At 71.4% G+C, this 26,241-nt stretch carries 20 protein-coding genes; 6 read left to right on the top strand and 14 right to left on the bottom strand.

Annotation, left to right across the window (positions count from 1 at the left end; all coding sequences use genetic code 11):
• Positions 1-322: 322 nt before the first annotated feature.
• A complete protein-coding gene (locus CHC11_RS07365) occupies positions 323-1,138 on the top strand; it encodes a ParA family protein (protein WP_143226974.1) in 816 nt (271 codons plus the stop codon).
• Positions 1,135-2,127: a ParB/RepB/Spo0J family partition protein gene (locus CHC11_RS07360; protein WP_089310798.1), complete on the top strand. Its 993-nt coding sequence runs from the start codon at positions 1,135-1,137 to the stop codon at positions 2,125-2,127. The genes CHC11_RS07365 and CHC11_RS07360 overlap by 4 nt, the downstream gene beginning before the upstream one ends.
• Positions 2,128-3,596: 1,469 nt before the next feature.
• On the opposite strand, the gene CHC11_RS07355 is transcribed toward CHC11_RS07360, so the two are convergent.
• Both CHC11_RS07355 and CHC11_RS07350 read right to left on the bottom strand, forming a co-directional pair.
• Entirely contained in the window at positions 3,597-4,541 is a 945-nt protein-coding gene (locus CHC11_RS07355) for a D-alanine--D-alanine ligase family protein (protein ID WP_089311094.1), read from the bottom strand.
• Between the two features lie 23 nt (positions 4,542-4,564).
• Complete coding sequence (locus CHC11_RS07350; RefSeq protein ID WP_089311093.1) at positions 4,565-5,797, bottom strand: aminotransferase-like domain-containing protein; 1,233 nt, start codon at positions 5,795-5,797, stop codon at positions 4,565-4,567.
• A 259-nt stretch (positions 5,798-6,056) separates the two neighbouring features.
• Between CHC11_RS07350 and CHC11_RS07345 the strand changes: the two genes are divergently transcribed.
• Positions 6,057-6,674 carry a GNAT family N-acetyltransferase gene (locus CHC11_RS07345; RefSeq protein WP_089310797.1) on the top strand — a complete coding sequence of 206 codons (618 nt, stop codon included), beginning with the start codon at positions 6,057-6,059 and terminating at the stop codon, positions 6,672-6,674.
• Between the two features lie 84 nt (positions 6,675-6,758).
• Here CHC11_RS07345 and trxA read toward each other — a convergent pair whose 3' ends face one another.
• Entirely contained in the window at positions 6,759-7,073 is a 315-nt protein-coding gene (gene trxA, locus CHC11_RS07340; protein ID WP_089310796.1) for a thioredoxin, read from the bottom strand.
• Between the two features lie 114 nt (positions 7,074-7,187).
• Positions 7,188-8,141: a thioredoxin-disulfide reductase gene (gene trxB / locus CHC11_RS07335; RefSeq protein WP_089310795.1), complete on the bottom strand. Its 954-nt coding sequence runs from the start codon at positions 8,139-8,141 to the stop codon at positions 7,188-7,190.
• A 151-nt stretch (positions 8,142-8,292) separates the two neighbouring features.
• Between trxB and CHC11_RS07330 the strand changes: the two genes are divergently transcribed.
• The gene (locus CHC11_RS07330) at positions 8,293-8,865 is read left to right on the top strand and encodes a dienelactone hydrolase family protein (protein ID WP_089310794.1); all 573 of its coding nucleotides are present in this window, start codon (positions 8,293-8,295) and stop codon (positions 8,863-8,865) included.
• Positions 8,866-9,064: 199 nt separating this feature from the next.
• Here CHC11_RS07330 and CHC11_RS07325 read toward each other — a convergent pair whose 3' ends face one another.
• The 6 genes from CHC11_RS07325 to CHC11_RS07305 all read right to left on the bottom strand — a co-directional run bounded on the left by CHC11_RS07325 (position 9,065) and on the right by CHC11_RS07305 (position 17,273).
• The gene (locus CHC11_RS07325) at positions 9,065-9,835 is read right to left on the bottom strand and encodes an anti-sigma factor family protein (RefSeq protein WP_089310793.1); all 771 of its coding nucleotides are present in this window, start codon (positions 9,833-9,835) and stop codon (positions 9,065-9,067) included.
• Positions 9,832-10,440, bottom strand: coding sequence for an RNA polymerase sigma factor SigM (sigM, locus tag CHC11_RS07320; RefSeq protein ID WP_089310792.1), 609 nt, complete (start codon positions 10,438-10,440; stop codon positions 9,832-9,834). Before sigM ends, CHC11_RS07325 begins: the two co-directional genes overlap by 4 nt.
• Before the next feature lie 186 nt (positions 10,441-10,626).
• A complete protein-coding gene (locus CHC11_RS07315) occupies positions 10,627-12,225 on the bottom strand; it encodes a protein kinase family protein (protein WP_089310791.1) in 1,599 nt (532 codons plus the stop codon).
• A 164-nt stretch (positions 12,226-12,389) separates the two neighbouring features.
• A complete protein-coding gene (gene murJ / locus CHC11_RS07310) occupies positions 12,390-14,078 on the bottom strand; it encodes a murein biosynthesis integral membrane protein MurJ (protein ID WP_245918854.1) in 1,689 nt (562 codons plus the stop codon).
• A 22-nt stretch (positions 14,079-14,100) separates the two neighbouring features.
• On the bottom strand, positions 14,101-16,566 hold the full coding sequence (locus tag CHC11_RS42470) for a DUF6049 family protein (RefSeq protein WP_245918852.1): 2,466 nt from the start codon (positions 16,564-16,566) through the stop codon (positions 14,101-14,103).
• A gap of 167 nt (positions 16,567-16,733) precedes the next feature.
• On the bottom strand, positions 16,734-17,273 hold the full coding sequence (locus tag CHC11_RS07305; protein ID WP_089311092.1) for an aminoacyl-tRNA deacylase: 540 nt from the start codon (positions 17,271-17,273) through the stop codon (positions 16,734-16,736).
• Positions 17,274-17,650: 377 nt separating this feature from the next.
• Here CHC11_RS07305 and CHC11_RS07300 point away from each other — a divergent pair, with 377 nt between their 5' ends.
• Both CHC11_RS07300 and CHC11_RS07295 read left to right on the top strand, forming a co-directional pair.
• Entirely contained in the window at positions 17,651-19,126 is a 1,476-nt protein-coding gene (locus CHC11_RS07300) for a CCA tRNA nucleotidyltransferase (RefSeq protein ID WP_089310789.1), read from the top strand.
• A complete protein-coding gene (locus CHC11_RS07295; RefSeq protein WP_245918850.1) occupies positions 19,123-20,436 on the top strand; it encodes an adenosylmethionine--8-amino-7-oxononanoate transaminase in 1,314 nt (437 codons plus the stop codon). Before CHC11_RS07300 ends, CHC11_RS07295 begins: the two co-directional genes overlap by 4 nt.
• On the opposite strand, the gene CHC11_RS07290 is transcribed toward CHC11_RS07295, so the two are convergent.
• From CHC11_RS07290 to CHC11_RS07275, 4 genes are all read right to left on the bottom strand, one after another.
• Positions 20,433-21,752, bottom strand: coding sequence for an MFS transporter (locus CHC11_RS07290; RefSeq protein ID WP_089310788.1), 1,320 nt, complete (start codon positions 21,750-21,752; stop codon positions 20,433-20,435). The two genes, CHC11_RS07295 and CHC11_RS07290, sit on opposite strands and share 4 nt — an antisense overlap.
• Positions 21,753-21,962: 210 nt before the next feature.
• Positions 21,963-23,735, bottom strand: coding sequence for an ABC transporter substrate-binding protein (locus tag CHC11_RS07285; RefSeq protein ID WP_245918848.1), 1,773 nt, complete (start codon positions 23,733-23,735; stop codon positions 21,963-21,965).
• Positions 23,736-23,996: 261 nt separating this feature from the next.
• On the bottom strand, positions 23,997-25,076 hold the full coding sequence (locus tag CHC11_RS07280) for an inositol-3-phosphate synthase (RefSeq protein ID WP_089310786.1): 1,080 nt from the start codon (positions 25,074-25,076) through the stop codon (positions 23,997-23,999).
• 69 nt (positions 25,077-25,145) lie between these two features.
• A complete protein-coding gene (locus CHC11_RS07275) occupies positions 25,146-25,769 on the bottom strand; it encodes a PadR family transcriptional regulator (RefSeq protein WP_089310785.1) in 624 nt (207 codons plus the stop codon).
• Between the last annotated feature and the right edge of the window lie 472 nt (positions 25,770-26,241).

The raw sequence follows: 26,241 nt of genomic DNA, 5'->3' as shown, positions 1-26,241 counted from the left end.
GCCTGACCGCGCCGACGAATCCCCCGACGAACAGCCGTCCGGCCCGGGCCTGCCCGGCGCGGACGAGGGCGCCCCGGCGCCCGTCTCCGGTGGGACGCGGCCGGACCCGGGATCATCGCCGGGCACCGCACCCTCCGGGCACGCGATGTGGGGTAACACGACGTCCGGTACCGCGGAGAACGTCGGTTACGTGCCGACGAACGCCGGCGCGCAGCCGCCGGGCTCGCGCACCGGACCAACTCAGGGGGAGTCAGAACTCGTGCGAGAGGCGCTGCGGGACGCCAAGGTTTCACATGAAACAGCCGTCACCGCGCTCAAGGCGATGGCGGGTCGCAGGGAACGGGAGTGGCCGCGGCCCGACAGATGCCGGCTCATCACCATCGCCAACCAGAAGGGAGGCGTCGGCAAGACCACCAGCTCGGTGAACATCGCCGCCTCCCTCGCCATGCACGGCGCGCAAGTACTGGTGGTCGACCTCGACCCGCAGGGCAACGCGTCCACCGCCCTCGGCGTCGAACACCACGCCGAGGTCCCGTCGATCTACGAGGTGCTGATCGAGGACATGGCGCTGGCCGACATCATCGTCCCGGCGCCCGAGATCCCCAATCTCTTCTGCGCGCCGGCCACGCTCAACCTCGCGGGCGCGGAGATCGAGCTCGTCTCCAAGGTGGCCCGCGAGTCGCGCCTCCAGCGCGCGCTGGACGCCTACGACATCGAGAAGTTCGACTACGTGCTGATCGACTGCCCGCCGTCGCTCGGCCTGCTCACCGTGAACGCCCTCGTCGGGGGCGACGAGCTGCTCATCCCGATCCAGTGCGAGTACTACGCCCTGGAGGGCCTCGGCCAGCTCATCCGGACCGTCGACCTCGTGAAGGCGCACCTCAACCAGAAGCTGAGGGTGTCGACCATACTGCTGACGATGTACGACGCCCGGACCCGCCTCGCCGCGCAGGTCGCCGAGGACGTCCGGACCCACTTCGGCGACGTCGTGCTCAACACGGTGATCCCCCGCAGCGTCCGGGTGTCCGAAGCGCCCAGCTACGGACAGTCCGTCATGACCTACGACCCCGGTTCGAGCGGCGCCCTCGCCTACAGCGAGGCCGCCTCGGAGATGGCCCACGGAGGAGCTGTCCAGTGAGCCAGCAGCGACGCGGTCTGGGCAGGGGCCTCGGTGCCCTCATTCCCACCGCCCCGCCCACGACGGCGTCCGCCGAGCCGAACGGCGCGGGAGAGCCGGGATACCCCGGCGGCCCCGTCTCGAACGGCACGGTCGCTCCCGCACCGCCACTCGAGCCGGTCGCCGGAGCCCATTTCGCGGAACTGCCCGTCCGCTCCATCGCGGTCAACCCGCGCCAGCCCCGCGAGCACTTCGACGATCAGGCCCTGGAGGAGCTCGCCGAGTCGATCGGCATCGTCGGCCTGCTGCAGCCGATCGTCGTCCGCAAGTCCTCCGCGGAGGAGCACGACTACGAACTCATCATGGGCGAGCGTCGCTGGCGCGCGTCGAAGATGGCCGGGCTGGACGTCATCCCGGCGATCGTCCGCGACACCGGCGACAACGACCTGCTCCGTGACGCGCTCATGGAGAACCTCCACCGGCAGCAGCTCAACCCGCTGGAGGAGGCGGCCGCGTACCAGCAGCTGCTGCAGGACTTCGGCGCCACCCACGAGCAGCTCGCCACCCGGATCGGCCGGTCGCGGCCGCACATCACCAACACGCTCCGCCTGCTGAACCTGCCGCCCGCCGTCCAGCGCCGGGTGGCGGCGGGAGTGCTGTCCGCCGGCCACGCCCGCGCGCTGCTCTCCCTCGACAGCGTCGAGGCCCAGGAGCACCTGGCGCAGCGGATCGTGCAGGAGGGCCTCTCCGTGCGCGCGCTCGAAGAGATGATCGCGCTCCGCGAGGTCGAGGACGAGCCGAAGGCGCCGCGCCAGGGCCGCCGCAAGCAGCCGGTGGCCCCCGGTCTCAGGGAACTGGCCGACCGCCTCTCCGACCGCTACGAGACCAAGGTCCGCGTCGACATGGGCCGCAACAAGGGCAAGATCGTCGTTGAGTTCGCCACCCTGGAAGACCTGGACCGCATCATCAAGTCCATGGCCCCCGAGGACGAGGGCGTAGACGACTCCTAGCTCCCGCCCACCCCAAGCGCCCCGGACCCCAAGGCCCGGGGCGCTTCTCGTTCCCGCCCCACGTTTCCCGTGAAACATCCCCCGCCCGGCAGCGCTCGATCGACCAATACGGCCGCCCGTCGCACCATGACTCGCCAGACGCCGCAGCCGCCCTTACCCGACTCCCACCGAACTTCCTGGGTCAACTGGCCCCCTGCGTCGCTGCGGCGCGAGATGTGCCCCCCGGCGCCCGAACCTTCTTCTACGTCCCCGCGAAGCGAGAAGTTCGTTCGCACGGCGAGGTTGGGGTGCTTGCACATCAAGGCACGCGGAGGAAGTTTCACGGGAAACCGTCCACCTGTAGTCCGCTGGCCAGGGAACCGGGGGCGTACGACCGGCCCCTCCATCACCCGCGGGTGGCCGTGTTCATCTCACGTGGATGCATTCTCTGCGGCCGTGCCCAACAGGCGGCGAAAGAAGATCCTCTCATTCGTTCTGATGAGCGGGCCGGCGCGCGTGATGGACCGCTAACTACCGCAACCAGGTACCTAGCTAGTGACGTCGAGTAGGGAGTCCAGCGAGCGTCTGTGTGCCTGGTGTGTCGACGCAGTCTGGGGATTTGTGTGGCTACTGTCGCAATCTGCCCTCTCCTCGTGCGAGCGAGGGGGTGCTGTTTCACGTGAAACAGGGGCGCAGTGCCCGCACGCAGCCTCGACGGCGGGGGTGAAGTTGCGCTCGGACCTCTCCCTCCGGCGGTCCTCGTAGGTGCCCCGATGAAGTGGCTTCCTGGTGTCCTGAGGCGTGCTCTTGCGGCCCACGCGCTCCCAAGCCCACCGGAGCACTCGTTGTGCTCCCTGAGCGCGCCCGCTGACTGGCCGCGATCCGCAGTGCCGCGCGGGAGGCGGACCGGCGGCCCCTGCGACCGGAGTCCGGTGAACGCGACGATGCTGGCGGCGGCTCGGAGCAACGTCTGAGATGACGCGCGAATGCTGCTGCCGGACCGGGAAGGGGCAGCGGACGGCAGTTGGAGTCGCATTGCTCCGGCCGCCGATGCCCCACAACGCGCTCTAGCGCATGCAGACGGAGGGGTGGGGGGACGCGCCCACCCGAAGTACCGAGCCCGTGTGACGAACGCTGAGACGCAGATCAGGGCCCCTCCAGCCTGTGATGGTGGCGGCTGGACCGCGTCTGCCGTCCCAGAGAGAACGGCGAGCTCGAACACTGCTCGGCTTCTTCGCCGATCGCCCCCGGTATTCGCAACATCAGGGCAAGGGGGAGGTCCAGCCCTCGTTTTGACCGCACCAAGATTGCGCCTCGTTCTGCCCTGCAGTTGCTGGCGACGCGCGGGGTGAACGGCGGGTCCGTGTGCTGCTGACGGTCGCGTCATCGGGAGGGCGGCGGAGCGAGCGCAGCGGTGGTCGCGTTCGGCCACACGTCGTCGGCGGCCTCGGAGGGTTGGCCGTGGAGCGGAGGCGTGTCGGCGGGGTGGGTCAGCGGAGGTGGGACTGGAGGAGGGATTCGCAGACTTCGCCCAGGTCCAGGTCGGCGACGCTGATGGCTCGGGGGAGGAGGCTGGTCTCCGTCATGCCGGGGGCGACGTTGACCTCCAGGAAGTGGACCTCGCCGTCGGGGGAGACGATGAGGTCGGTGCGGGAGAGGTCGCGCAGGCCGAGGGCGCGGTGGGCGGTGATGGCGGCCGCGGCGGCGCGGGCGGTCGCTTCGGGGGTGAGGCGGGCCGGGGTGATGAACTCGGTGTCGCCGGCGTCGTAGCGGGCCGTGTAGTCGTAGCGGCCGCCGGGGGCGACGATCTCGACGGCGGGCAGGGCGGTCGGGACGCCGTCGCGCTCGATGACGCTGACCGCGACCTCGGTGCCGCTGATGTGGCGCTCGACGAGGGCCGCGTCGCCGTAGGCGAAGCAGCCGACCATGGCGGCGGACAGTTCGGACGCCTCGCGGACGACGGAAGCGCCCAGGGCCGAGCCGCCGCGGGTCGGCTTCACGAACAGGGGGAGCCCGAGGCCGCGAATGATCTGGTCCAGGACGGCCGCCGCGCCGAGGTCGTGGAAGATCTCCTTCGGCAGGGCGACGGAGCCGGGCGTCCGCAGGCCCGCGCGTCGCACGACGGACTTGGCGGTCGGCTTGTCCCAGACGACACGACACGCGTCCGGACGGGCGCCGACATAGGGGACGTTCAGCAGTTCGAGGACGTCGCGGATCGAGCCGTCCTCCCCCGCCGCGCCGTGCAGGACGGGGAAGACGACGTCCGGCGGGTCGTCGGTCAGGGAGTCCAGGAGTGTCGCGTCGGCGTCGCGGAGCTCGACCGGGATGTCGCGGGCCCGCAGCGCGTCGGCGACGCGCCGGCCGGAGCGGAGCGAGACCTCGCGCTCGTAGGAGAGTCCTCCGGCGAGGACGACGACATGCCCGAGTTCCAAGATGCCCCTCGTTTCACGTGAAACAGTCAGACGATGCCCGGGCCCGGCGTCTGGACGCCGGTGGACGAGCCGCCGCTGGTGGTGCCGAAAGTGTCCCGGAGCCGGATCTCCTGCTCCACCACTCCGGCCAGCCGGCGGACGCCCTCGCGGATCCGGTGCGGCTCGGGGAAGCAGTAGGACAGGCGCATGTGCCGGTGGCCGGTGCCGTCCGCGTAGAAGCCGGTACCGGGGACGTAGGCGACGCGCTCGGCGATCGCGCGGGGGGCCATCGCCTTGGCGTCCAGGCCCTCGGGCAGGGTCAGCCAGACGAAGAAGCCGCCGGCGGGGCGTGTCCAGGTGCAACCGTCGGGCATGAGCTGGTCGAGGGACTCAAGCAGCGCGTCACGGCGCGTCCGGTACAGCTCCCGGAAGTCCTTGATCTGCTCCCGCCACGGCTGCGTGGTGAGGTACTCGCGGACGGCGAGCTGCGAGAAGTTCGACGGGCACAGGATCGCGGACTCGGCGGCCAGCACGAGCTTCGCCCGCACCGCGTGCGGCGCCAGCACCCAGCCGACGCGGAGCCCGGAGGCGATCGTCTTGGAGAACGAGCCGAGGTAGATGACGCGGTCGGCGTCGTCCGCGCGCAGGGCCCGCATGGGCTCGCCGTCGAAGCCGAGGAGCCCGTACGGGTTGTCCTCAATGATCAGCACGTCGTACTCGGCGCAGATCTCCAGGATCTGGGCGCGGCGGGCGGTGGTGAGGGTGACGCCCGCGGGGTTCTGGAAGGTCGGGACGGTGTAGAGGAACTTGACGCGGCGTCCCTGGGTGCGGAGGCGGGCCAGGGTCTCGCGCAGCGCGGACGGGACGAGGCCGCCCTCGTCCAGCGGCACGTGCACCACGTCGGCCTGGTAGGCGGCGAACGTGCCGAGCGCGCCCACGTAGGACGGGGCCTCCGCGAGGACCACGTCGCCGGGGTCGACGAAGATCTTCGTGATGAGGTCGAGCGCCTGCTGCGCGCCGACGGTCACGACGACGTCCTCCGCGGACGCCTGGACGCCCTCCAGGGACATGACCTCGCAGATGTGCTCGCGGAGCTGCTCGTCGCCCTGGGCGGAGCCGTACTGGAGGGCCTCGGCGCCCTTGCCGGCGACGAGTTCGCCGATCATCCGGCCGACGGCGTCGAGGGGGAGCGCCGAGACGTAGGGCGCGCCGCCCGCGAGCGAGACGACCTCGGGGCGGGCGACCATCGCGAACAGGGCCCGGATCTCCGACGGCACCATGCCGGCGGCACGGGCGGCGTAGCGATCGGCATAGGCGTCCGTACGCGAGTGCTGTTCCACGAAGTACCTCCGAGGCGAATCGGCTTCCCTGCAAACTACGTCATGGCCGCCGAGGCGAGGCCCGTGGGTGTGGCGTGCCGCGGCATTGGGGAAACTCCTGTCCGATACGATGCCCGCGGGTCCCGGATGGTTGCCGGGAACTTCCGCCGCCACGGGTCCAGGCCGGCGGGCGAGGATCGCAACAGGGGGTGCCGACCCGGTGTCGCGTCGTCTCGTCAACATCACGCTGGACAATCTCGATGATCTGCCGCACCGCTGCCGCGGCTGCGTGTTCTGGGAGCTGGACCCGGTGAGCCGGGACCGGGCCCTGGAGAGCGGCGACGCGGGCCTGGAGAAGGAGGCGTGGATCTCCTCCACCCTTCTGGAGTGGGGCAGCTGCGGCAAGATCGTTTACGTGGACGACGTCCCTGCGGGGTTCGTCATGTTCGCCCCGCCGCTCTACGTGCCGCGTTCGGTGGCGTTCCCGACGAGCCCGGTGAGCGCCGACGCGGTGCTGCTGATGACGGCGCACATCGTGCCGGAGTTCTCGGGCGGCGGCATCGGCCGGATGCTCGTCCAGGGGGTCGCGAAGGACCTGACGCGGCGCGCCGTGAAGGCGATCGAGGCGTTCGGCGACCTGAAGGGCGAGGAGGGCGGGTGCATGGTGCCCGCCGACTACCTGCTGTCGGTCGGGTTCAAGACCGTCCGGCCGCACCACCGGTACCCGCGGCTGAGGCTGGAGCTGAAGTCGGCGCTGTCGTGGCGTGAGGACGTCGAGGTGGCGCTAGAGCGGCTCCTGGGCTCCATGACCCCAGAAGGGGCGCTACGGCCCGTCTGAGGCGCTCTGAACGGCGCATGGCCCGCACTCCGGGGAGTGCGGGCCACACGTTCGCGGTCGCCGCGGGCGGCGGTCCGAGAAGGCTCAGATGAACTCGGCGAGATCCTTCAGCAGGGCGGCCTTCGGCTTGGCGCCCATGATCTGCTTGACGACCTCTCCGTCCTTGTAGACGTTCATCGTCGGGATCTGCATGACGCCGTACCGCTGCGGGACCTGCGGGTTCTCGTCGATGTTCAGCTTGACGATCTGGAGCTTGTCGCCGTGCTCCTTGGAGATCTCCTCCAGGATCGGCGCCACCATCCGGCAGGGGCCGCACCATTCCGCCCAGAAGTCAACGAGAACGGGCTTGTCGCTCTCCAGGACCTCGGACGCGAAGTCGGCGTCGCTCACGGCTTTCATCGGTCTCCTTCGGTTCTCGCGCGGGCGGGGACGCTCCCCCGCCCGATGCAGCCCGCCGCGACGGGCCCGGCCCGGCGTCCGCGCCGGGCCGGCGCCGCATGGTCGGTGGCGCGGTCAGGCCTGCGGGACGGTCTCGGCGGCGTCCTGGTCCTGCAGCCAGCGCTCGGCGTCGATGGCGGCCGAGCAGCCGCTGCCCGCGGCGGTGATGGCCTGCCGGTAGATGTGGTCGACCACGTCACCGCAGGCGAACACGCCGGGAATCTTCGTCTTCGTCGTGGGGGCGTCGACCAGCAGGTAGCCGTCGGTGTCGGTCTCCAGCTGCCCGGCGAACAGGTCGCTGCGCGGGTCGTGGCCGATCGCGATGAACAGGCCGGTGATCTCCAGGGCGGACTCCGAGCCGGTACCGGTGTCGCGGACGGTCACGCCGGTCACCCGGTCCTCGCCGTGGATCGCGGCGATTTCGCTGTTCCACAGGAACTTGATCTTCTCGTTGGCGAACGCCCGGTCCTGCATGATCTTGGACGCGCGCAGCTCGTCCCGCCGGTGGACCACGGTCACCGAGCGGGCGAACTTCGTCAGGAAGATCGCCTCTTCCATCGCGGTGTCGCCGCCGCCGACGACGGCGATGTCCTGCTCGCGGAAGAAGAACCCGTCACAGGTGGCGCACCAGGAGACGCCGCGGCCGGACAGCCGCTTCTCGTCCGGCAGCCCCAGCTCGCGGTACCCGGAGCCGGTCGCGACGATCACGGTCCTGGCGAGGTAGGTCTCGTCGCCGACCTTGACGACCTTCGGGTCGGCGGTCAGGTCGACCTCGGTGACGTCGTCGGTGATGAGCTCGGCGCCGAACCGCTCGGCCTGCTTGCGCAGGTTGTCCATCAGGTCGGGGCCCATGATCCCGTCGGGGAAGCCGGGGAAGTTCTCCACGTCGGTGGTGTTCATCAGCGCACCGCCGGCCGTCACCGACCCCTCGAACACCAGCGGCTTCAGGTCGCCGCGGGCCGCGTAGACGGCGGCCGTGTAGCCCGCGGGGCCGGAGCCGATGATGATGACGTTACGGACGTCGCTCACAGTTCTTGCCTCTCCTCGTTGGCCGTCGGTGCCGCACGACCCGGCCTCACAGTCGCGTCAACCGATCCTAGGGCCCGCTGATTCCCCGGTACGCGGCGCCGGGCCGTCCACCAGCGGCACGAGGGTCCGGGCGGCGCTCTAGGCTTGGCCCATGGCACGCATTCTCCTCCTCCACTCGATGTACGGGCTGCGGCCCGCGGTGCACCAGGCGGCCGACCGGCTCCGTGCCGCCGGGCACGAGGTGCACGCCCCCGACCTCTACGACGGGCGCGTCGTCGACGAGGCCGAGGCCGGGATCGAGATCAAGGACGAGATCGGGCGGGACGAGCTGCTGCGCCGCGCCGTCGTGGCGGCCGCGCCGCTCACCGGGGAGGGCGGGCTCGTCTACGCGGGGTTCTCGCTCGGCGGCTCCATCGCCCAGAACCTCGCGTTCGCCGACGACAAGGCGGGCGGCCTGCTGCTGATGCACGGCACGTCCGACATCGCGGAGGACGCGTCCACCGACATCCCGGTGCAGCTGCACGTCGCCGATCCCGACACCTGGGAGCCCGTCGACTGGCTCAACGCGTGGTACCTGCAGATGCGCAAGGCGGGCGCTGACGTGGAGGTGTTCCGCTACCGCGGCGCGGGCCACCTGTTCACCGACCCCGACCTGCCCGACTACGACGCCGAAGCGGCCGAGCGGGCCTGGACGACGGCCCTCGACTTCCTCGCCTCGCTCTGACGACGCCCTGCGGACGCGGCGTAGCGGCGTGCAACCCCGGCACCACCGCCGCTGCTCCACGAACTTCGCAGGAAGATCGGGCGTCCCATGGGGAGGCAGGACGTCTCAGGCGGTCCGTGTGCCATGTGAGAGGCCATGGACGGGGTCGGCCGTCCATGGCCTTCAGACGTGCGGGCACCCGGGTCAGGGCGTTGGCGGGTCAGGCGTTCTTGAGCTGCTTCAGCAAGTGATGGGCCTGCGGGGAGCAGTCCGGTCCGACGACCCAGATGTTCCGCTTACCGGGCCGGTCGCCGTTCGCCGCGATGATGATCGCGGGCTGTCCCTCGTATTTCGCCTGGTCGACGAGCAGGAGCTGCTGCTCGCCGGCGACGCCCGTGACGCAGCCGCGGAGCCGGGCGCCGGGCGCGGCGGCATCGGCGCGCATCTCCTGCTCGCCCGAGACGACGCCGCCGACCTGGTCGCCCAGCGTGCCCGACCGGTAGTCGGTGCCGCTCTGGGCGACCTTGAACGCGGGTTCCGGTGCTCCGGGGGCCGCCTTCGGCACCCCTGGGCCGGGATCGGTCAGGGAGCGATGCGGGGCCGGGTGCCGGGCGGCGCCGTCGCTGCTGCTTGCGCCGTCCATTGCGATCTTGCCGACCGTCGCTCCGCCGCCGAGCACGACCACCGTCGCCGCGGCCGCCGACAGTATCCGCCAATGCCGCCTTCCGCGCCGTTGCTCCAGGCTCGCCACGGTGGCGGTGTGCATCGACTCCGCCGCGATGGCGGTGTCGATGCGTTCGGCCAGTTCGGCGGGCATGGACGGCACCGGGGCCTCCGCCAGGATCCGGGAGACGTCCGCGAGGTCGGCGGACAGTCCACGGCAATCGGCGCAGGTTTCTAGGTGTGCGTTGACGGAGGCGGCTTCGTCGTCTTCGAGAAGTCCCTCGGCCAGGTCGGCCAAGACGTCGTAGTCAAGGTGCGCGGGGTTCACTTGGGCATGCCACCTCCTTCCACACCTCCGACGTTCCTGGGCTCCCGTCGGTTCCGGTGGTGGACGAGAAGGGGCGCGAGCCGGGCGCGGCCCCGCGCGCACCGGCTCTTGATCGTTCCGGGCGGGACCTCCATGACCTGTGCGGCGTCGTCGACGGAGTAGCCCATCATGTCGACGAGGACGAGGGCGGCCCGCTGCTCGTACGGCAGCTGCTCCAGGGCGGTGCGGACGTCGAGGGAGACGCCGTGCGCGTCGGTCGGGTCGGGCATCTTGGGCGCGACGGCGTCGAAGGTCGCGTCGTCGCCCATGGGCGTCGCCGGGCGGACGGACTTGCGCCGGACGCGGTCGAGGCAGGCGTTCACCACGATGCGGTGCAGCCAGGTGGTGACGGCGGCGTCCCCGCGGAAGCGCCCGGCGGCGCGGAAGGCCGAGAGGCACGCGTCCTGCAGTGCGTCCGCCGCCTCCTCCGGGTCGCCGAGCGTGCGCAGCGCGACCGCCCACATGCGGTCGCGGTGGCGGTGCACGAGTTCGGCGAAGGCGTGCGGGTCCCCCTCGGAGTGCCGGGCGAGGAGCTCCTTGTCGGGCACTTCGCCTACGCGACGCATGCTCACCGACGTCATGAGCGACCGCTTTCTCGTTCGGGACGCCCGCTTGGCGCCGGGCGTCCGCGACCGGCTGCTGAGGTAGGCACCACGTGATCCTGGGGGCGAGGGGACAAACTGCTCACAGGCACGATACAGACATGCGCCGCTCCACGTCACAGCTCACATCGGCCCACTGCCGGAACGTGATCAGCCGGCCGCTCCGTGGACGGCGATCTCGCCGAGCCGCCCCTTGAACGGCCCGCCGGGCAGCTTGGTGAACCAGACGAGCACGTACCGGCCCGTGGCCTGCGGGTTCGCGGCGAAGGCCACCTCGCCGCCGTTGGGGGTCTGCTCTCCGACGCGCTTGAGGTCGGTCGGGGACTGCGAGTCGCCGACGCGGACCTGCAGCACGCCCCCGCTCACCGGGGAGTAGACCTTCACGTTGGCGACCTTGACGGGCTTGCCCATGTCGAGCAGGACGCCGAGGCCCTTGGAGTACCGGCCGAAGTCGGAGTCGGCGTAGCTCTGGGTCTCCCAGTCGCCGCCGGGCTTTCCGTCGATGATGGACGCGAGGTTCTTGCCGATCGCGCCGTCGACGTGGCCGCCCACAGGGCGTTGGGCGGGTAGGACGTTCTGCGGGGTGAGCTTCGCGATGGACGGCTTGGGCGGCGAGCTCGTCTGGGAGTTGTCGGTGGCGCCGCCCCCCTTGGGGTCGTCGTCGCCGCCGGGGCCGGACAGCGCCCAGGCGCCGAGCCCGACGATGACGGTCAGCGCGGCCGCCGCGATGCCGATCAGAGCGCGGTTGGCCGGACGCTTGGGGCCACCGTGGCTGTGCGCGGGCGTGGTCCGCGTGGAGGTGCTCGGCGGCGGAGGCGGGGCGGCGTGCCGCTGGGCGCGCGCACGCGGCGGCGGGACGTGCGAGGCCGTGGGCGGTTCGGGCGGGGGCCGCCGGTGCGGCTGCTGCGGCGGCGGTGCCGCTGGGCGCCTCGGCGGCGTCTGCCGCGGGGACGCCGGCGGGGCGTGGCCGAGCCCGGCGAACAGCGGCAGCGGGGTGCGCGGGACGCCGCGCAGCGCCTTGGCGAGGTCGGCGGGGGACGCGAGCGGTTCGCCCGTGCCGATGCCGAGGCAGCGGCAGACGATCGAGTCGATCCCGTGCGAGATGCCGGCCTGGACCTGGCGGGGCGCGTGCGGGACGCCGTCGGACGCCGGCGCGGCGGGCAGCGCGGAGCCGTCCCCGTCGCCGGGCCAGTGGGCGGTGAGCGCCGCGTACAGCATCCGGCCGAGGCCGCGGACGTCCTCCGCGGCCGCGTCGTCGGAGGTGCGGTCGCACAGGACCGCGTCGGTGGCGACGCCGAGGATCTTGACGGTGCCGCCGGTCGTCCAGACCAGGTCGCGGGGGGTGAGGCAGAGGTGCGAGAGCCCGGCGGCGTGCGCGGCGGAGATCGCCTCGGACGCCTCGTACAGCAGCGTCGCGGCGCGGCCCGGCTCCAGCGGGGCCTTGGCGAGCATGCCCTCCAGGGGCTCTCCGGCCACCCATTCGCTGACGATGTAGGCGCTCTCCCCCGAGTCGTCGGCGTCGAACACCTGGGTCAGGCGGGGGTCGTTCAGCCGGCTGGCCGACCGTGCCGACGTGACCGCCTCGGCGATCCGGGGGAACTCGGGGTCGAAGGTGCGGACGGCTACCGCCCGCGCGAGGATCTCGTCGATGGCCTTCCAGAGCGACGAGCCGCCCGAGTCGCTGATGCGCTCCTCGAGCCGGTAGCGGCCGGCGAGACGGGTGCCGGGCTCGATGACTGACGTGCTCACGGCAACGTCCTGCACAGGTGGTCAGATCCCATGTTCGTGGCGTGGCAGCTTACGCCTCCGACCCTCCTCTTTGCGTTCCCCAGGGTGTCGCCCCGCAAGCCGTAGTCCCCCACATGGTAGTGGTTACTCACGCGAGTGGCCGCCTTATCGCCGCGCGTCCTTTTTTACTTTGCACGCCCCGGCAGCCGGCGGGCGAACGTGGCGATGGTCGTCTGGATCTCCTCCACGCGCATCAGCTTGGCGAACAGCACGTACAGCAGCCCGCCGCCGACGGACCCGGCGACCAGGGTGGCCAGCGCGGGCAGCATCGATTCGGTGCCGCCCAGGGCGTCCGCGACGGTGTGCGCGGCGTAGGCGAACCCGATCAGCGGCCAGATCGCGACGAGCAGCTTGAGGTGGCCGCCGACGATGCGGCGGCCGTCGATGCCGCCGAGCTTGCGGCGCATCACCAGCCAGCAGGCGATAGTCCCGACCAGGTTGCTGACGGCGAACCCGCCCGCGATGCCGACCACGATCCACTTGACGTCCAGGGCGTTGTAGGCGGTGAACGCCATGGCGATGTTGGTGGAGGTGACGACCAGGCCGATCAGGGCGGGCGTCCGGGTGTCGCCGTAGGCGTAGAAGACCCGCAGCATCAGCTGGTAGACGGAGAACGGGACCAGCGCGATGGCGAACATCTGCATGACCCGCGCGATCACCAGGGCGTCGTCGGGGGTGGTGTTGCCGTGCGCGAACAGCACGGTGGTGATCTCCGGTCCGAGCACCAGCATCAGCGCCGCCGCCGGCATGATGACCACAGAGGAGAGCCGGAGCCCGCTGGAGAACGCGGCGCGCACGTCGGCGGTCTTGCCCTCGGCGGCGAACCGGCTCATCCGCGGCAGCAGCGCGGTGATCACCGACACCCCGACGATCGCGTAGGGGAGCTGGAAGAGCTGGTAGGCGTTGAAGTACGGGGTGTAGCCGTAGCCCTCGCCCAGCCCCTGACCGAACGCGAGCCTCCCGGCCCGGTTGGTCAGCGCGGTGACGACGGCGAACGCGGCCTGGGCGGCGACGACGTACAGCAGCGTCCAGCCGGCCATCCGCCCGACCTCGCCGAGCTCGCCGCGGTGGAAGTCCAGACGGGGCCGCCACCGGAACCCGACGCGGCGCAGCGACGGCCACAGGGCGACCGTCTGCAGGACGATGCCGCCGGTCGTGCCGACGGACAGCAGCATGAGCTGCTGGTCGGAGATGGTGGACGGGTCGACGCGCCCGGTGGTGATCGCGAGGAACGCGCCGCCGACCGCGATCACGACGATGTTGTTCAGGACGGGCGCCAACATCGGCGCGCCGAAGCTGCCGCGCGTGTTGAGGATGGCCCCGGCGAACGCCCCGACGCCGTAGAAGAACAGCTGGGGCAGGAAGAACCGCGCGAACAGGACGGCGACGGTGCGCTGGTCACCGGTGTAGCTGCCCGCCAGGACGTCGATGAACAGCGGCGCGAGCAGCACCGCGACGACGGTGAGGACGCCGAGCCCGATCACCGCGAGGGTGAACACGCGCTGCTCGTACTGCTCCCCGGCGACCCGGTCGCGCTGCTTGGCCCGCACCAGCAGCGGGACGATGACGCTGGTGAGGATGCCGCCGAGCAGCAGGTCGTAGATCTGGTTGGGGATGGTGTTGGCGGTGTTGTAGGCGTTGGCGAGCAGTCCGGTGCCGAGCGCGGCGACGATGACGGCGGTGCGCAGGAAGCCGGTGACGCGGGACGCGAGGGTGCCCACGGCCATGATCGCGCCGGACTTCAGGATGCCGGACGAGCCCTTGCCCTCCTGCGGCGGAGGCGTGTCCACGACCGTGGTGTCGGCGTCAGGCACGCTTCCGCCGGGGAGGGGGATGTCAACCACCGTCTCGGCGGCGATGTTCGCCGCGCCCGGCGGCCGGCCCGTCTGCGGCCGGCCCGGGTACTGCGGCGGGGTCCTCGGGCCGGGCGCCTGAGGGCCCGGCCGCCGGCCCTGCGGCATCGGCCTCTGCGGGCGCGGTCCCTGGGGCGGGGGGCCCTGGGGCGGCGGGCCCTGCGGGTACCCCTGGGGGTCGCCCTGCGCCGGGTAGCCCTGTCCCGGGCGCCCCGGAGTATTCGGCGGAGGGTATCCCGGGCCCTGGGAGCCCGCCCCCTGGTTCCCCTGTCCCTGCCGATCCCATTCCGGTCGACCCGTCACCGGCTGCCTCCGCTTTCCGGCGGCGCCTCGCTCTGATGGCCCGCACTCCGACGCCCACGAAGAGTACGGCAAGTCCGCCGCCCGTGATGAGCAGGGCGAGGCGCCCGTACCCGGTCGTGGTGACCGTGATGGTCTCGCCGTCACCGTACGTCCGGCCGCCCGCGCCGGGAATCTGCAGATCGAGGCGGACGCCGAAGTTGCCGTTGCCGGCCGCCTGCGCCGGGATCCACCGCTGGGCCCGCTCCCCGGGTCCGAGCTCGATCACCGCGTCGTCGGGCTCCAGCTCGCCGAGCTTGAGCTTGGCGGTGTTCTCCGAGGTCACGACGAGCCGGACCTTCACCGACTGGTCGCTCAGCGTGTTCTCGACCAGGACGGGAAGCTTGCCCGAGCTGCCCCCCATCAGCACGCGCCTGTTCTTCGGGGGGACGACGCGGACCCGGTGCATGTCCGCCTGGAGCTCGTCCTCCAGCTCCTTGCGGGCCCGCTTGGCGCGGCTCGGCGACGTCCGCCAGCCGACCGACTCCAGCCGCAGCACGGCGCGCTCGTAGGAGATTTTCACCGGGCCGGTCATCACGGCCTGGAACGTCGCCGCGCGCTTCGCTATCGCCCGGGTCTGGTCCAGGTGGACGTCGCCCAGCTCGAACTTCTCGTAGTCGTCGGAGTAGCCGTGGAAGGCGCGGGCCTGCGGCCGGGCCGACTCGACCGAGCGCAGCGGCACCTCGTTCATCCAGGACGCGGCCTTGGTGTAGGTGAGCAGGTTCTTGGCGAGCCCGCTGGCGGGGTCCCACAGCCGGTCGGGGGCGACGACGACGGTGCGCTGGACGCTCGGCGCCTCCGCCGCGATCATCGCGGTCTCGGCGAGGAATCGCTGCTCGCTCATCAGCGCCCCGGAGGCGGACCGCGACCCCTGGTCGAGGATCTGGGTGACCGTCTGGTCGTAGAGGAGGGCCTTCTTGGCGCCCAGGTGCGTCTGGAGCGCGGTGGTCGCGTTCGGCTGCGCGCCCGTCGCGGGGTTCTCGAACTGGGAGCTGCTCATCAGGAACGACCCGCCGTCCTTCAGGGCGTACCTGGCGAGCTGTTCGAGCGTGCCGGGCCCGCCGACGCCGGACGCCGGCCAGGCGACGTGAGCGTCGGGCTGGCGGCCGAGTATCTGCGCCACGAAGCCGGTGTTGCGCGCGTCGAAGGCGACGCCGATGTCGCGGGTCGCCTTCCGCCGGACCAGGGCCGTGACGTCGGGGTCGCCGTAGGGGAGGACGAAGTAGGGGTCGCCCTTGGAGGCGGTCTTGAGCGACGCCAGCCACGTCGCCGCGACCTTGCTCTTCTCCTTCCGGACGCCCTTGCGGGCTCCGGGCGGCCTGACGTAGTAGTCGCCCGACGCCATCTGCTGCACGTCGTCCAGCAGCGCCGGGTCGATCGCCCAGGTGACCGGCGTGCCGGTGGTGGCGGCGGCCTCCACGAGCCGGTGGAGCCGGCCGCCGGGCGACAGCTCCTTGGTGAGCTCGTCGTCGATGAACGTGCGGTCGTTGGCGCGGTGCATCCGGTCGATCAGCGGCAGCACCCAGCCGACCGCCACCGGCTTGAAGCTCCGCTGCTTCGGCATCAGCGTCAGGAAGGTCGTCAGGCCGCCGACGACCTGCTGCGCGGAGTTCAGCACCTCGACGCGCATCGGGTACACGCCGGGGGTGGCGGCGGGGGCGCGCAGGCCCAGTTGCCGCGCGGTGGTGCGGAAGCTCCAGCCCTGCGTCACCCCGGGCCTGGTCGCCTGCGCGAGCGACTGCTGCTGCGGGGCGACGTTGGGCAGCGCGGTCTGCTGCCCGGACGCGAGCTGGTCGAGCTGGCTCCGGCTGGTCACGGGCTGGGCGCTGTAGCGCAGCCGCAGGGTGAGGCCGGCCAGCGGGTGGCCGGTGCGGTTCCGCGCCGCGCCGGAAATTTCGATCTTGGATTTCGCGGTGAGGGTCTTCGGCGTGACCTTGGTGAGCGCGAGCGCCACCTGCGCGCGCGCCTGGGCCGCGGCCGGGGCGCCGGCCGGGGCCTTCGCGGGGGTCCGGGCCCGGACCCCGGCGGGGGACGCCATGGCCGGGGAGGCCGCCATGGCGAGACAGGGCAGCAGCGCGGCCAGCGCCAACGCGCGTCCGACCGCATTCACGCCGTGTCCGCCCTCACGCCGTGCCCGTCCAGAACCCGTCCGGCGGCGCGAGGACAGGCCGAGGACGGCGGGCGTCGTTTTCCCGCACCACGGCCCCGATGGTAGTCCGTCGGTGTTCATGGCGTTGCCCGGTGCACCCGCCAGCCGGGCCGAGACGGGCGGGCGGCTCAGGTCGTCACGTGGTCCCGCCCCGGGGCGGACGCGGCGCTGAGCGGGGCCAGCAGGTCGACGGGTCTCGGATGGCAGAGGGAGTACAGGGCGCTGGCCTTGATGCCGAGCGCCGTGGACGCCTCGCCGGTCGCGGTGTAGACGACACCATGGGCGTGAAGCCCGTCCACGAGCTCACGGTCGATCAGCAGCGGCATCGACTCCGGCAGGAGCAGCGGGCAGACCAGGCCCGCGGCGTACTCGGTGACGGCGTTGACCACGTCCGCGTGCGCGGGCCGGACGCCGCGGGCGCCCACGCCCAGCCGCACCGCCTCGGCGGACGGCCGCCGTCCCGCCGGGACTATCGCCCCGGCCAGGAAGGGGCGGCCGCGGTGGGCGCCCTCGCAGGAGTAGACGCGCGTCACCAGGCACCGCTCCGGCGGCAGGCCGAGCGCCCTGGGCAGTTCGTCGGCCCGGGTCATCGCGAGGGGCAGCCGCACGATCTCGTGCGCCGTCTCCCAACCGAGAAGCGCGCGGTGGATGGTGAGAGCGTCCTTCATGTTCGGCTCCATCCCGCGGGGGCGTCCCCGCTCACCCCGGATCTGGTTTCCCTACGGCCCCATGCGTCGCACATTGCGGGGGAAGCCCCCACATACCCGGAACGGCAGGTTCCATCCCTGCCGCGCGGGACGCGAACCCTCGCGACGCGCCTCAACCGCAGGTGCGGCGGACCGTGGCCCTTTTGGATCCCGCTACCGTTGTCGTACGGGAGGCTCACCGGGTCGCGCAGGGCGTCGTCGGGGTGCCCGAAAGGTAACCCGGGGATCGGGGCGTGTGAAGGGCCCCGTCCTTCTTCGGCCCCGAAAGGACTCCCGTGCGGGCCCCGACGCTCGCCAGAAAGTCCTTTGTCAGCCCGTCAACCAAGGAAATACGCTCGATGGCCGTGCCTGACCAGAACGTGACTTCAGAGTCCTCGCGGCGTACCGCGATCGCCGAGCTGCTGCGCGGGATCGCGCCCGTCGCCGATGATCTCGGCGCCCGGTTCGCGGCGGCCGGTCACGAGCTGGCGCTGGTCGGCGGCCCCGTCCGGGACGCGCTGCTGCGCCGCGCGACCAAGGACGTGGACCTGACCACCGACGCCCCGCCCGAGCGCACCCTGGAGCTCATCCGCGGCTGGGCGGACGCGCACTGGACGATCGGCATCGAGTTCGGCACGGTCGGCCTGCGCAAGGACGGCGTCGAGCTGGAGATCACCACCTACCGCAGCGAGTCCTACGACCCGAAGTCCCGCAAGCCCGAGGTGTCCTACGGGACGTCCCTGGTCGAGGACCTGCGGCGCCGCGACTTCGCCGTCAACGCGATGGCGGCGCGGCTGCCCGGGCACGACTTCGTCGACCCGTTCGGCGGCCTCACCGACCTTCAGCGCAAGGTGCTGCGGACGCCCGGCCGGCCGGAGGACTCCTTCAGCGACGACCCGCTGCGGATGATGCGCGCCGCCCGGTTCGCCTCCCAGCTCGGCTTCACCGTCGCGCCCGACGTCGTCCGCGCGATGAAGGACATGGCGGACCGCATCGAGATCGTGTCGGCCGAGCGGGTCCGGGACGAGCTGTCCAAGCTGCTCTGCGGCCGTTACCCGCGGGAGGGCCTGGCGCTGCTGGTCGAGACGGGCCTGGCCGCGCACGTCCTGCCCGAGCTGCCCATGCTGCGGCTGGAGATCGACGAGCACCACCGGCACAAGGACGTCTACGAGCACTCGCTGATCGTCCTGGAGCAGGCGATCGCGCAGGAGGAGGACGGCCCCGACCTCGTCCTGCGGCTCGCGGCGCTGCTGCACGACATCGGCAAGCCGAGGACCCGGCGGTTCGAGCCGGGCGGCCGGGTCTCCTTCCACCACCACGAGGTCGTGGGCGCGAAGATGACCCGCAAGCGGCTGACCGCGCTGCGCTACCCGAAGGACGTCATCGCCGACGTGTCCCGCCTCGTGGAGCTGCACCTGCGCTTCCACGGCTACGGGACCGGCGAGTGGACGGACTCGGCCGTCCGCCGGTACGTCCGCGACGCCGGGCCGCTCCTCGCCCGCCTGCACAAGCTGACCCGCGCCGACTGCACCACCCGCAACAAGCGCAAGGCCGACCGGCTGCGCCGCACCTACGACGACCTGGAGGTGCGGATCGAGAGGCTGGCGGAGGAGGAGGAGCTGGCCGCGATCCGCCCGGAGATCGACGGCAACGGGATCCAGGAGATCCTCGGCATCACCCCCGGCCCCCTCGTCGGCCGCGCCTACGCGTTCCTCCTCGAACTCCGCCTGGACCGCGGCATGATCGGCAAGGAGGCCGCCGCCGCCGAACTGCGCCGCTGGGCCGCCGCCGAGGGCATCGGCGCCCCGGCCGACCGGGAGGGGAACGGCGAGTGATCCCGTTGCGGCTGGGGCGGATGAGCCCCCGGGAGACCGAGCGGATGCTGGAGTTCGACCGGGAGCACATCTGGCACCCGTACGCGCCGATGCCCGCGGCGGCGCCCGCGCTGCCGGTCGTGTCGGCGGACGGGGTGCGGCTGACCCTCGCGGACGGCACCGAGCTGATCGACGGCATGTCCTCCTGGTGGGCGGCGGTGCACGGCTACAACCACCCGAAGCTGAACGCGGCCGTCACCGGGCAGCTCGGCAAGATGGCGCACGTCATGTTCGGCGGGATCACCCACCCGCCCGCCGTCCGGCTCGCCGAGCGGCTCGTAGAGATCACTCCTGAGCCGCTGACCAAGGTGTTCTTCGCCGACTCCGGGTCCGTCGGGGTCGAGGTCGCGATCAAGATGGCGCTGCAGTTCTGGCGGTCGCAGGGGCGTCCGGAACGGCGCCGGCTCCTGACCGTCCGGGGCGGCTACCACGGCGACACGTTCGGCGACATGGCGGTCTGCGACCCGGTGAACGGGATGCACCACATGTTCGCCGACGTCCTCCCCCAGCACGTCTTCGCGCCCCCGCCCCCGCTCGGCTACTCCGCCGAACCCGACGATGCGTTCCTGGACGAGCTGGCCGAACTGGCCGCCAAGCACGCGGGCGAGCTCGCCGGGATCATCGCGGAACCGATCGTCCAGGGCGCCGGCGGCATGCGCTTCTACGCCCCCGAGTACCTGCGCGCCCTCCGCGACATCGCCGACGAGCACGGCCTGCTGCTGATCCTGGACGAGATCGCCACCGGGTTCGGCCGGACGGGCGAGCTGTGGGGCTGCGACCACGCCGAGGTCGTCCCCGACATCATGTGCCTCGGCAAGGCGCTGACCGGCGGCTACATGACGATGGCCGCGACGCTGTGCACCGACCGCGTCGCCCACGGCATCACCTCCGGCGAGGCGGGCGCCCTGATGCACGGGCCCACCTACATGGCCAACCCGCTCGCCGCCGCGGTCGCGTCCGCGTCCATCGACCTGCTGCTCTCGCGCGACTGGCGGGACGAGGTCGACACCATCGAGGCGGTCCTGACCAGCGGGCTCGACGGCGTCGCGGAGTTCCCCGGAGTGGCGGACGTCCGCATCCTCGGCGCGATCGGCGTGGTGGAGGCGCGCGAGCCGGTGGACGTCCCGTCCGTCCAGGAGATCGCCATGGCGCACGGCGTCTGGCTGCGCCCCTTCGGCAAGCTCGTCTACACGATGCCGCCGTACGTGTGCACGGAAGACGAGGTCCACCACATCGCCGCCGCCCTGCACGCCGTCGCGGAGTCGCTCTAACGCAGGGCGTGCGCGGGCCGGCGCATGCGGGAGGCGGCCGTCCGGTAGGCGACGGCGCCCGCCGCGTAGGCCGCGACCACCGCGAGGAGGGTGAGGTCGGCGCGCCCGTCCGCGGGCAGCCAGGTCGCGGCAGCGGCGGCGGCAGCGGCGAACGTCGCGTTGAACAGCATGTCGTAGACGGCGAAGACCCGCCCCCGGTAGGCGTCGTCGATCGTCTCCTGCAAGGTCGTGTCGACGCACAGCTTCACGCCCTGCGACACGACGCCGAGCAGGAAGGCGCCGACGGCCCAGGGACGCTCCGCGAACGGCATGCCGAGGACGAGCAGGCTCAGCGCCGCCCCGCCGAGCTGCCACGCCACCCACGCCTGCTTGCTGATCCGCCGCACCACCGGCGGCGTGATCAGCGCCGCCGCGAAGTACCCGGCGCCGGACACCCCGAGCATGAGCGCGAACGTCTCCAGCCCCCGGTCGGGGTCGCCGGCGAAGTGGTTCCGGCACAGCAGCAGCGTCATGATCAGAACGACGCCGTACAGGAACCGGTGGAACGAGATCGCACCGAGCGCCAGCGCCGCCTGCGGCCGCCGCGCGATATGCCGCCCCCCGTCCACGAGCCCGCCCAGAACCCCCCGGACGGCCTCGACCACCCGAGGGGCTTGCGGCACGTCCGCCCCGGTCGCGACCTCCTCCACCGCCCGGTGGGGGCCGAGCAGCCCCTTCGGCAGCGTCGTCGCGATCAGCCCGGCGAGCAGGAACAGCGCCGCCGCGGCCACGAGGATCAGCGCCGTCCCGTCGTGCCCGGCGCCGAACACCCGCCGGAGCCCGTAGCCGGCGCCCGCGCCGGCGAACGCGACGACGGTCCCGGACGTGACGCTGAACGCGTTCGCCGTGACCAGTTGGTCGCGCCGCACGACGTGCGGGAGCGCCGCCGACAGCGCCGCGAGGAAGAAGCGGTTCACGCCCAGCACCACGAGCACGCCGAGGAAGAAGCCGAGCCCGTCCTGCCCGCCCGCCACGAGCCCGGCGACGAGCAGCACGAGCAGCGCGCGCAGCACCGGCGTCCACACGAGGATCTGCCGCCGCCGCCACCGGTCGATGAACACCCCGGCGAACGGCCCGAGCGCCGAGTAGGGCAGCAACGTCACCGCGAACGCGGCCGCCGCCTTGGCCGCCGTCGCCTGCCGCTCGGGCGAGAAGAACACGTATCCGGCGAGCGCCACCTGGAACACGCCGTCCGTCAGCTGCGAGGCGAGCCGCGTCCCGTAGAGCCGCCGGAAATCCCGCCCCCGCAAGATCTCCCGCAACTCACCAGCCCGCATCCGATCAGAGTATGTCGTCTTTGTTGCAGTGCTCTCCCCTTCGTGCCTGGTGCACCGCAACCACGCAACGACCTCAACGGCTGCGATCGCGTCCGAAGGCAGATTCGAGCGAAGCGAGAATCTGATCGCGCAGCGAGCCGCCAGGCGAGTCGGAGCGATGCCAGCGATCGCCCGCTTAGTTGGGGTGGGGCGCAGAGCGCCCCACCCCAACTAAGCGATGAAAACCCGCGTCAAGTCGTAACCCGCGGTGGTGGGGAGGAAGTAGGTGCCGTGGAGGCGGGAGGAGCGGTAGGTGGTCTGGGCGCGGTCCAGGAGGGGGACGATCGCGGCGTCTTCCATGATCTTCTGGTCGGCCTGCTGCCAGTAGCCGGCGGCGCGCTGGGCGTCGGGGGCGGTGAGGGCGGCGTCGATGAGCGCGTTGACCTGCGGGTTGTCGTAGCCGCCGTAGTTGGTGGAGTTGGGGCCGTAGGTGCGGCCGTCAAAGAGCGGCTGGATGATCGAGCGGCCGTTGTTGCCGTACCAGTCGGGGACCCAGCCGGGGGCGGCGATGTCCCATTTGCCCTCGCGGGCGCGGGCGGGGGTGGACAGGGTGCTGGAGTAGAACGAGCCGCCCGAGTCGGGGGTCAGTTCCGTCTCGACCCCGCAGGCGTCGAGGTTCTGGGCGATGGACTGGGCGATCAGTCTGTGGACGCTGTTCGTCCGGTACGGGAACTTCAGCGTGAGGCCGGAGCGGCCCGCCTTGCCGAGCAGTTCGCGGCATTTGGCAGGGTCGCCGGACTCACCGGGCGTGGGGTAGTGGTTGACGGCCGCGTAGCCGGAGTTGCCCGGCGGGAGCACCGTGTGCAGCGGCCTGGCCACCGACGGCCCGCCGACGATCTTGATGAGGGCGCTGCGGTCGACGGCGTACTCCAGCGCCTGCCGGACCGCCCGGTCGCCGAGCGCGCCGCGGTTGCGGGGGCTGCGCGTGTTGAACACCAGGTACGGGCTGTTGTTCGGGGTCTCCCTGATCGCGAAGCGCGGGTCGTCGCGCAGCCGCGGGATCGCCGACGTCGGGACGGGCTGGTCCCACGCGAGGTCGGCGGTGCCCTGCTCGATCTGCTGCTGGACGGTCTCCGGCGAGTCCTGCCCCAGCGTGATCTGGATCTTCGCGACGTGCCGCTCGCGCAGCGGGTCCGAGCCCGCCTGCCACGCCGGGTTTTGGGTGAGCAGGTAGGAGATGCCCGGCTTGTAATCGGTGATCTGGTACGGGCCGTCGGAGACGGTGTGCTGCCGGAACTCGGCACTGTCCGGGACGTACCTGTCGTACTCCTGCGGCGCGGCCGCGGTGACCGGCAGCGAGAGCAGGTTGAGGAAGTCGCTGGCGGGACGCTTCAGCTTGAACACCAGCGTCCGCTCGTCCTTGGCGCGGACGCCCTCGAAGCCGTGGTCGCGCTGGTAGGCGGCGATCGCCCCGGCGTCCTTGGCGTCGACGGATCCGTAGCCGCGGCAGAACACGTCCATGCCCTTGAGCGTGGAGACGAAGTAGCCCTTGGCCGCGGACGGCGAGGCCGGGTTGCAGAGCCGTTCAAGGCCGCGGACGAAGTCCTGGGCGGTCACGGGGCGCGGGGGGCTGGTGTTCCACCGGACGCCGTCGCGCAGCCGGACCGTGTACGTGCGGCGGTCCTTGCCGACGTCTCCGTTCTCGCGCGTCGGGATCCGCGCGGCGACGTCGGGGCGCACGGGGACCGTCTCCTGGAAGTCGTTGGACGCCCGGTTCCCGAAGAGGGTCCGGGCGAACGTGCGGACGAGCCCGTACGCGCCGACGCTGGACACGGACGCGGGGTCGAGGTGCTCGACGTCGGACGAGCCGACGACGCGCAGCGTGCCGCCCTGGCGGGACGCGCCTTCCGCGGACGCGCCGTCGCCTCCTCCGGCGCATCCGGCGAGCCCCACCACGAGGCCCGCCAGCCCCGCCGCCACCTTGATCATTTCGCGTGCCGCCACGGTGTCACCTCACTGACTCAGAACCTGGCGCGCTAGTCACCGGCGGTGTCACAGTAGGGCCAGAGCGTGACAAAGGGCCGGTACATCACCGTTTCTCTACAGAAGTAAGGACGCCCTGACAGTGGGATGTCCACTGACAGGGCGTCCTCGGGAAATTTTGTGATCAGGCTCTCAACGGCTCGTGAACCGCGTCCCACCTGGGATGCGAACCGCCGACCCCTGGATGGGGGAACGCTGACCGGCGCGTTGCGCCCGCCGGTCTCAGCGCTCGATCTCGCCGCGGATGAACTTCTCCACCGCGTCGTGCGCCTGGTCGTCGTTGTACTGCTCCGGCGGCGACTTCATGAAGTAGGAGCTGGCCGACAGGATCGGGCCGCCGATGCCGCGGTCCTTGGCGATCTTGGCGGCGCGGACGGCGTCGATGATGACGCCGGCGGAGTTCGGGGAGTCCCAGACCTCCAGCTTGTACTCCAGGTTGAGGGGCGTGTCGCCGAAGGAGCGGCCCTCCAGCCGGACGTAGGCCCACTTGCGGTCGTCCAGCCACGGCACGTGGTCGGACGGGCCGATGTGCACGTCCGCCTTCGCCATCTCGTGCGGGATCTGCGAGGTGACCGACTGCGTCTTGGAGATCTTCTTGGACTGGAGCCGCTTGCGCTCCAGCATGTTCATGAAGTCCATGTTGCCGCCGAAGTTGAGCTGGTACGTGCGCAGCAGCTCGACGCCGCGGTCCTCGAAGAGGCGGGCCATGACGCGGTGCGTGATGGTCGCGCCGACCTGCGACTTGATGTCGTCGCCGACGATCGGCACGCCCGCGTCGGTGAACTTCTGCGCCCACTCGGGGTCGCTGGCGATGAACACCGGCAGCGCGTTCACGAACGCGACCTTGGCGTCGATCGCGCACTGGGCGTAGAAGCGGTCGGCCTCCTCGGAGCCCACCGGCAGGTACGACACCAGGACGTCCACCTCGGCGTCCTTCAGCGCCTGCACGACGTCGACCGGCTCGGCGTCGGACTCCTCGACCATGTCCAGGTAGTACTCGCCAAGGCCGTCGAAAGTGTGCCCGCGCTGGACGGTCACCCCGGTGGGCGGCACGTCGGCGAACTTGATGGTGTTGTTCTCGCTGGCGTGGATGGCCTCGGACAGGTCCATCCCGACCTTCTTGGCGTCCACGTCGAACGCCGCCACGAACTCGACGTCGCCCACGTGGTACTCGCCGAACTGGACGTGCATCAGGCCGGGAACTCGCGTGTCGGGGGTCGCGTCCTTGTAGAACTCGACGCCCTGGACGAGGGAAGAGGCGCAGTTGCCCACACCGACGATGGCTACGCGCACCGAACCCATCCGGTAGCTCCTTCTCTGTTACGGAACATGTGGTGGTCTCACCCGCCCCCGAAGGCGCCGGGCCACTGCTCAGCGGCCCTCGTCCCGAGGCATGTCCTGGTCAATTCGCTTAGCTGACTGTGCTTGCTGTTCCTGCTCGGCCCGCTCGCGCCCGATGAGCTCGTTGAGCCACCGGACCTCGCGCTCGACGGACTCCAGCCCGTGGTTCTGCAGTTCCAGGGTGTAGGAGTCGACTCGCTCGCGGGTTCGCGCCAGGGCGGCGCGAACGCTCTCCAGGCGCTCCTCCAGCCGGCTGCGCCGGCCTTCGAGGATCCGCAGCCGGACGTCGGCGCGGGTGTGCGAGAAGAAGGCGAAGTGCACGCCGAACCCCTCGTCCTCCCACGAAGCCGGGCCGGCCTCGGTGAGGAGCAGCTGCAGGCGCTCCTTGCCTTCGGCGGTGAGCTTGTAAACGATCTTCGATCGGCGGCTCTGCAGCGCCAGCGGCGCGTTCGGCTCCTCCGGCCGGTCCTCCATGATCAGCCCGTTGGCCAGGAGCTGCTTGAGGCACGGGTAGAGCGAGCCGTACGAGAACGCGCGGAACATGCCCAGCAGGGTGTTGAGCCGCTTGCGCAGCTCGTATCCGTGCATCGGGGACTCGTGAAGCAGCCCGAGCACGGCGAGCTCCAGCACGCCCGCGCCCTTCTTGGCCGCCATCCCGGTCCCTCTTCCGCAGAAGCCGATGTCTCGATCCGATGTATCGAGTGAATGTATCGACTCGATACATCGACAAGATACGTAGCCCGGCTCCTCCTGGCAAGTGGCGATCTACCTGGGACGCCCCGACGCCCCCATCAGCCCGTATCGCGAATGTGGCGATTTCAGGGTGTATGTGGTGGAAATGTGTCAAAGTTGCGTCCTGGAACCACCTGGCCGCGTCGCACGACCCTGATCCCGGGACAGCCCGGAACGGTAGCCGAGTGAGGAGGAGCCACCGACCCTTCGGGGCGCGGACCGGCCGGGGCGTCCTTCGCCGAGCACACGCTCCCCCCGCTCACCAGCCCGCACAGTACTCTTCGGACGGCGCACGAGCCGCAACAAGGGCCGGGAGCCCCCCGGCCCTCGGCAACAACCGTTGTCCCCTGTTGATGAGGTCGCGTGAGTAATCCAAGCCAGCCCCGACCGGAAC

Origin of the sequence: Actinomadura mexicana (assembly GCF_900188105.1) — a bacterium.
Taxonomy (GTDB): Bacteria; Actinomycetota; Actinomycetes; order Streptosporangiales; family Streptosporangiaceae; genus Spirillospora; species Spirillospora mexicana.
Note: the sequence above shows the minus strand (reverse complement) of the source record. Positions and strands in the feature narration are given on the sequence as shown.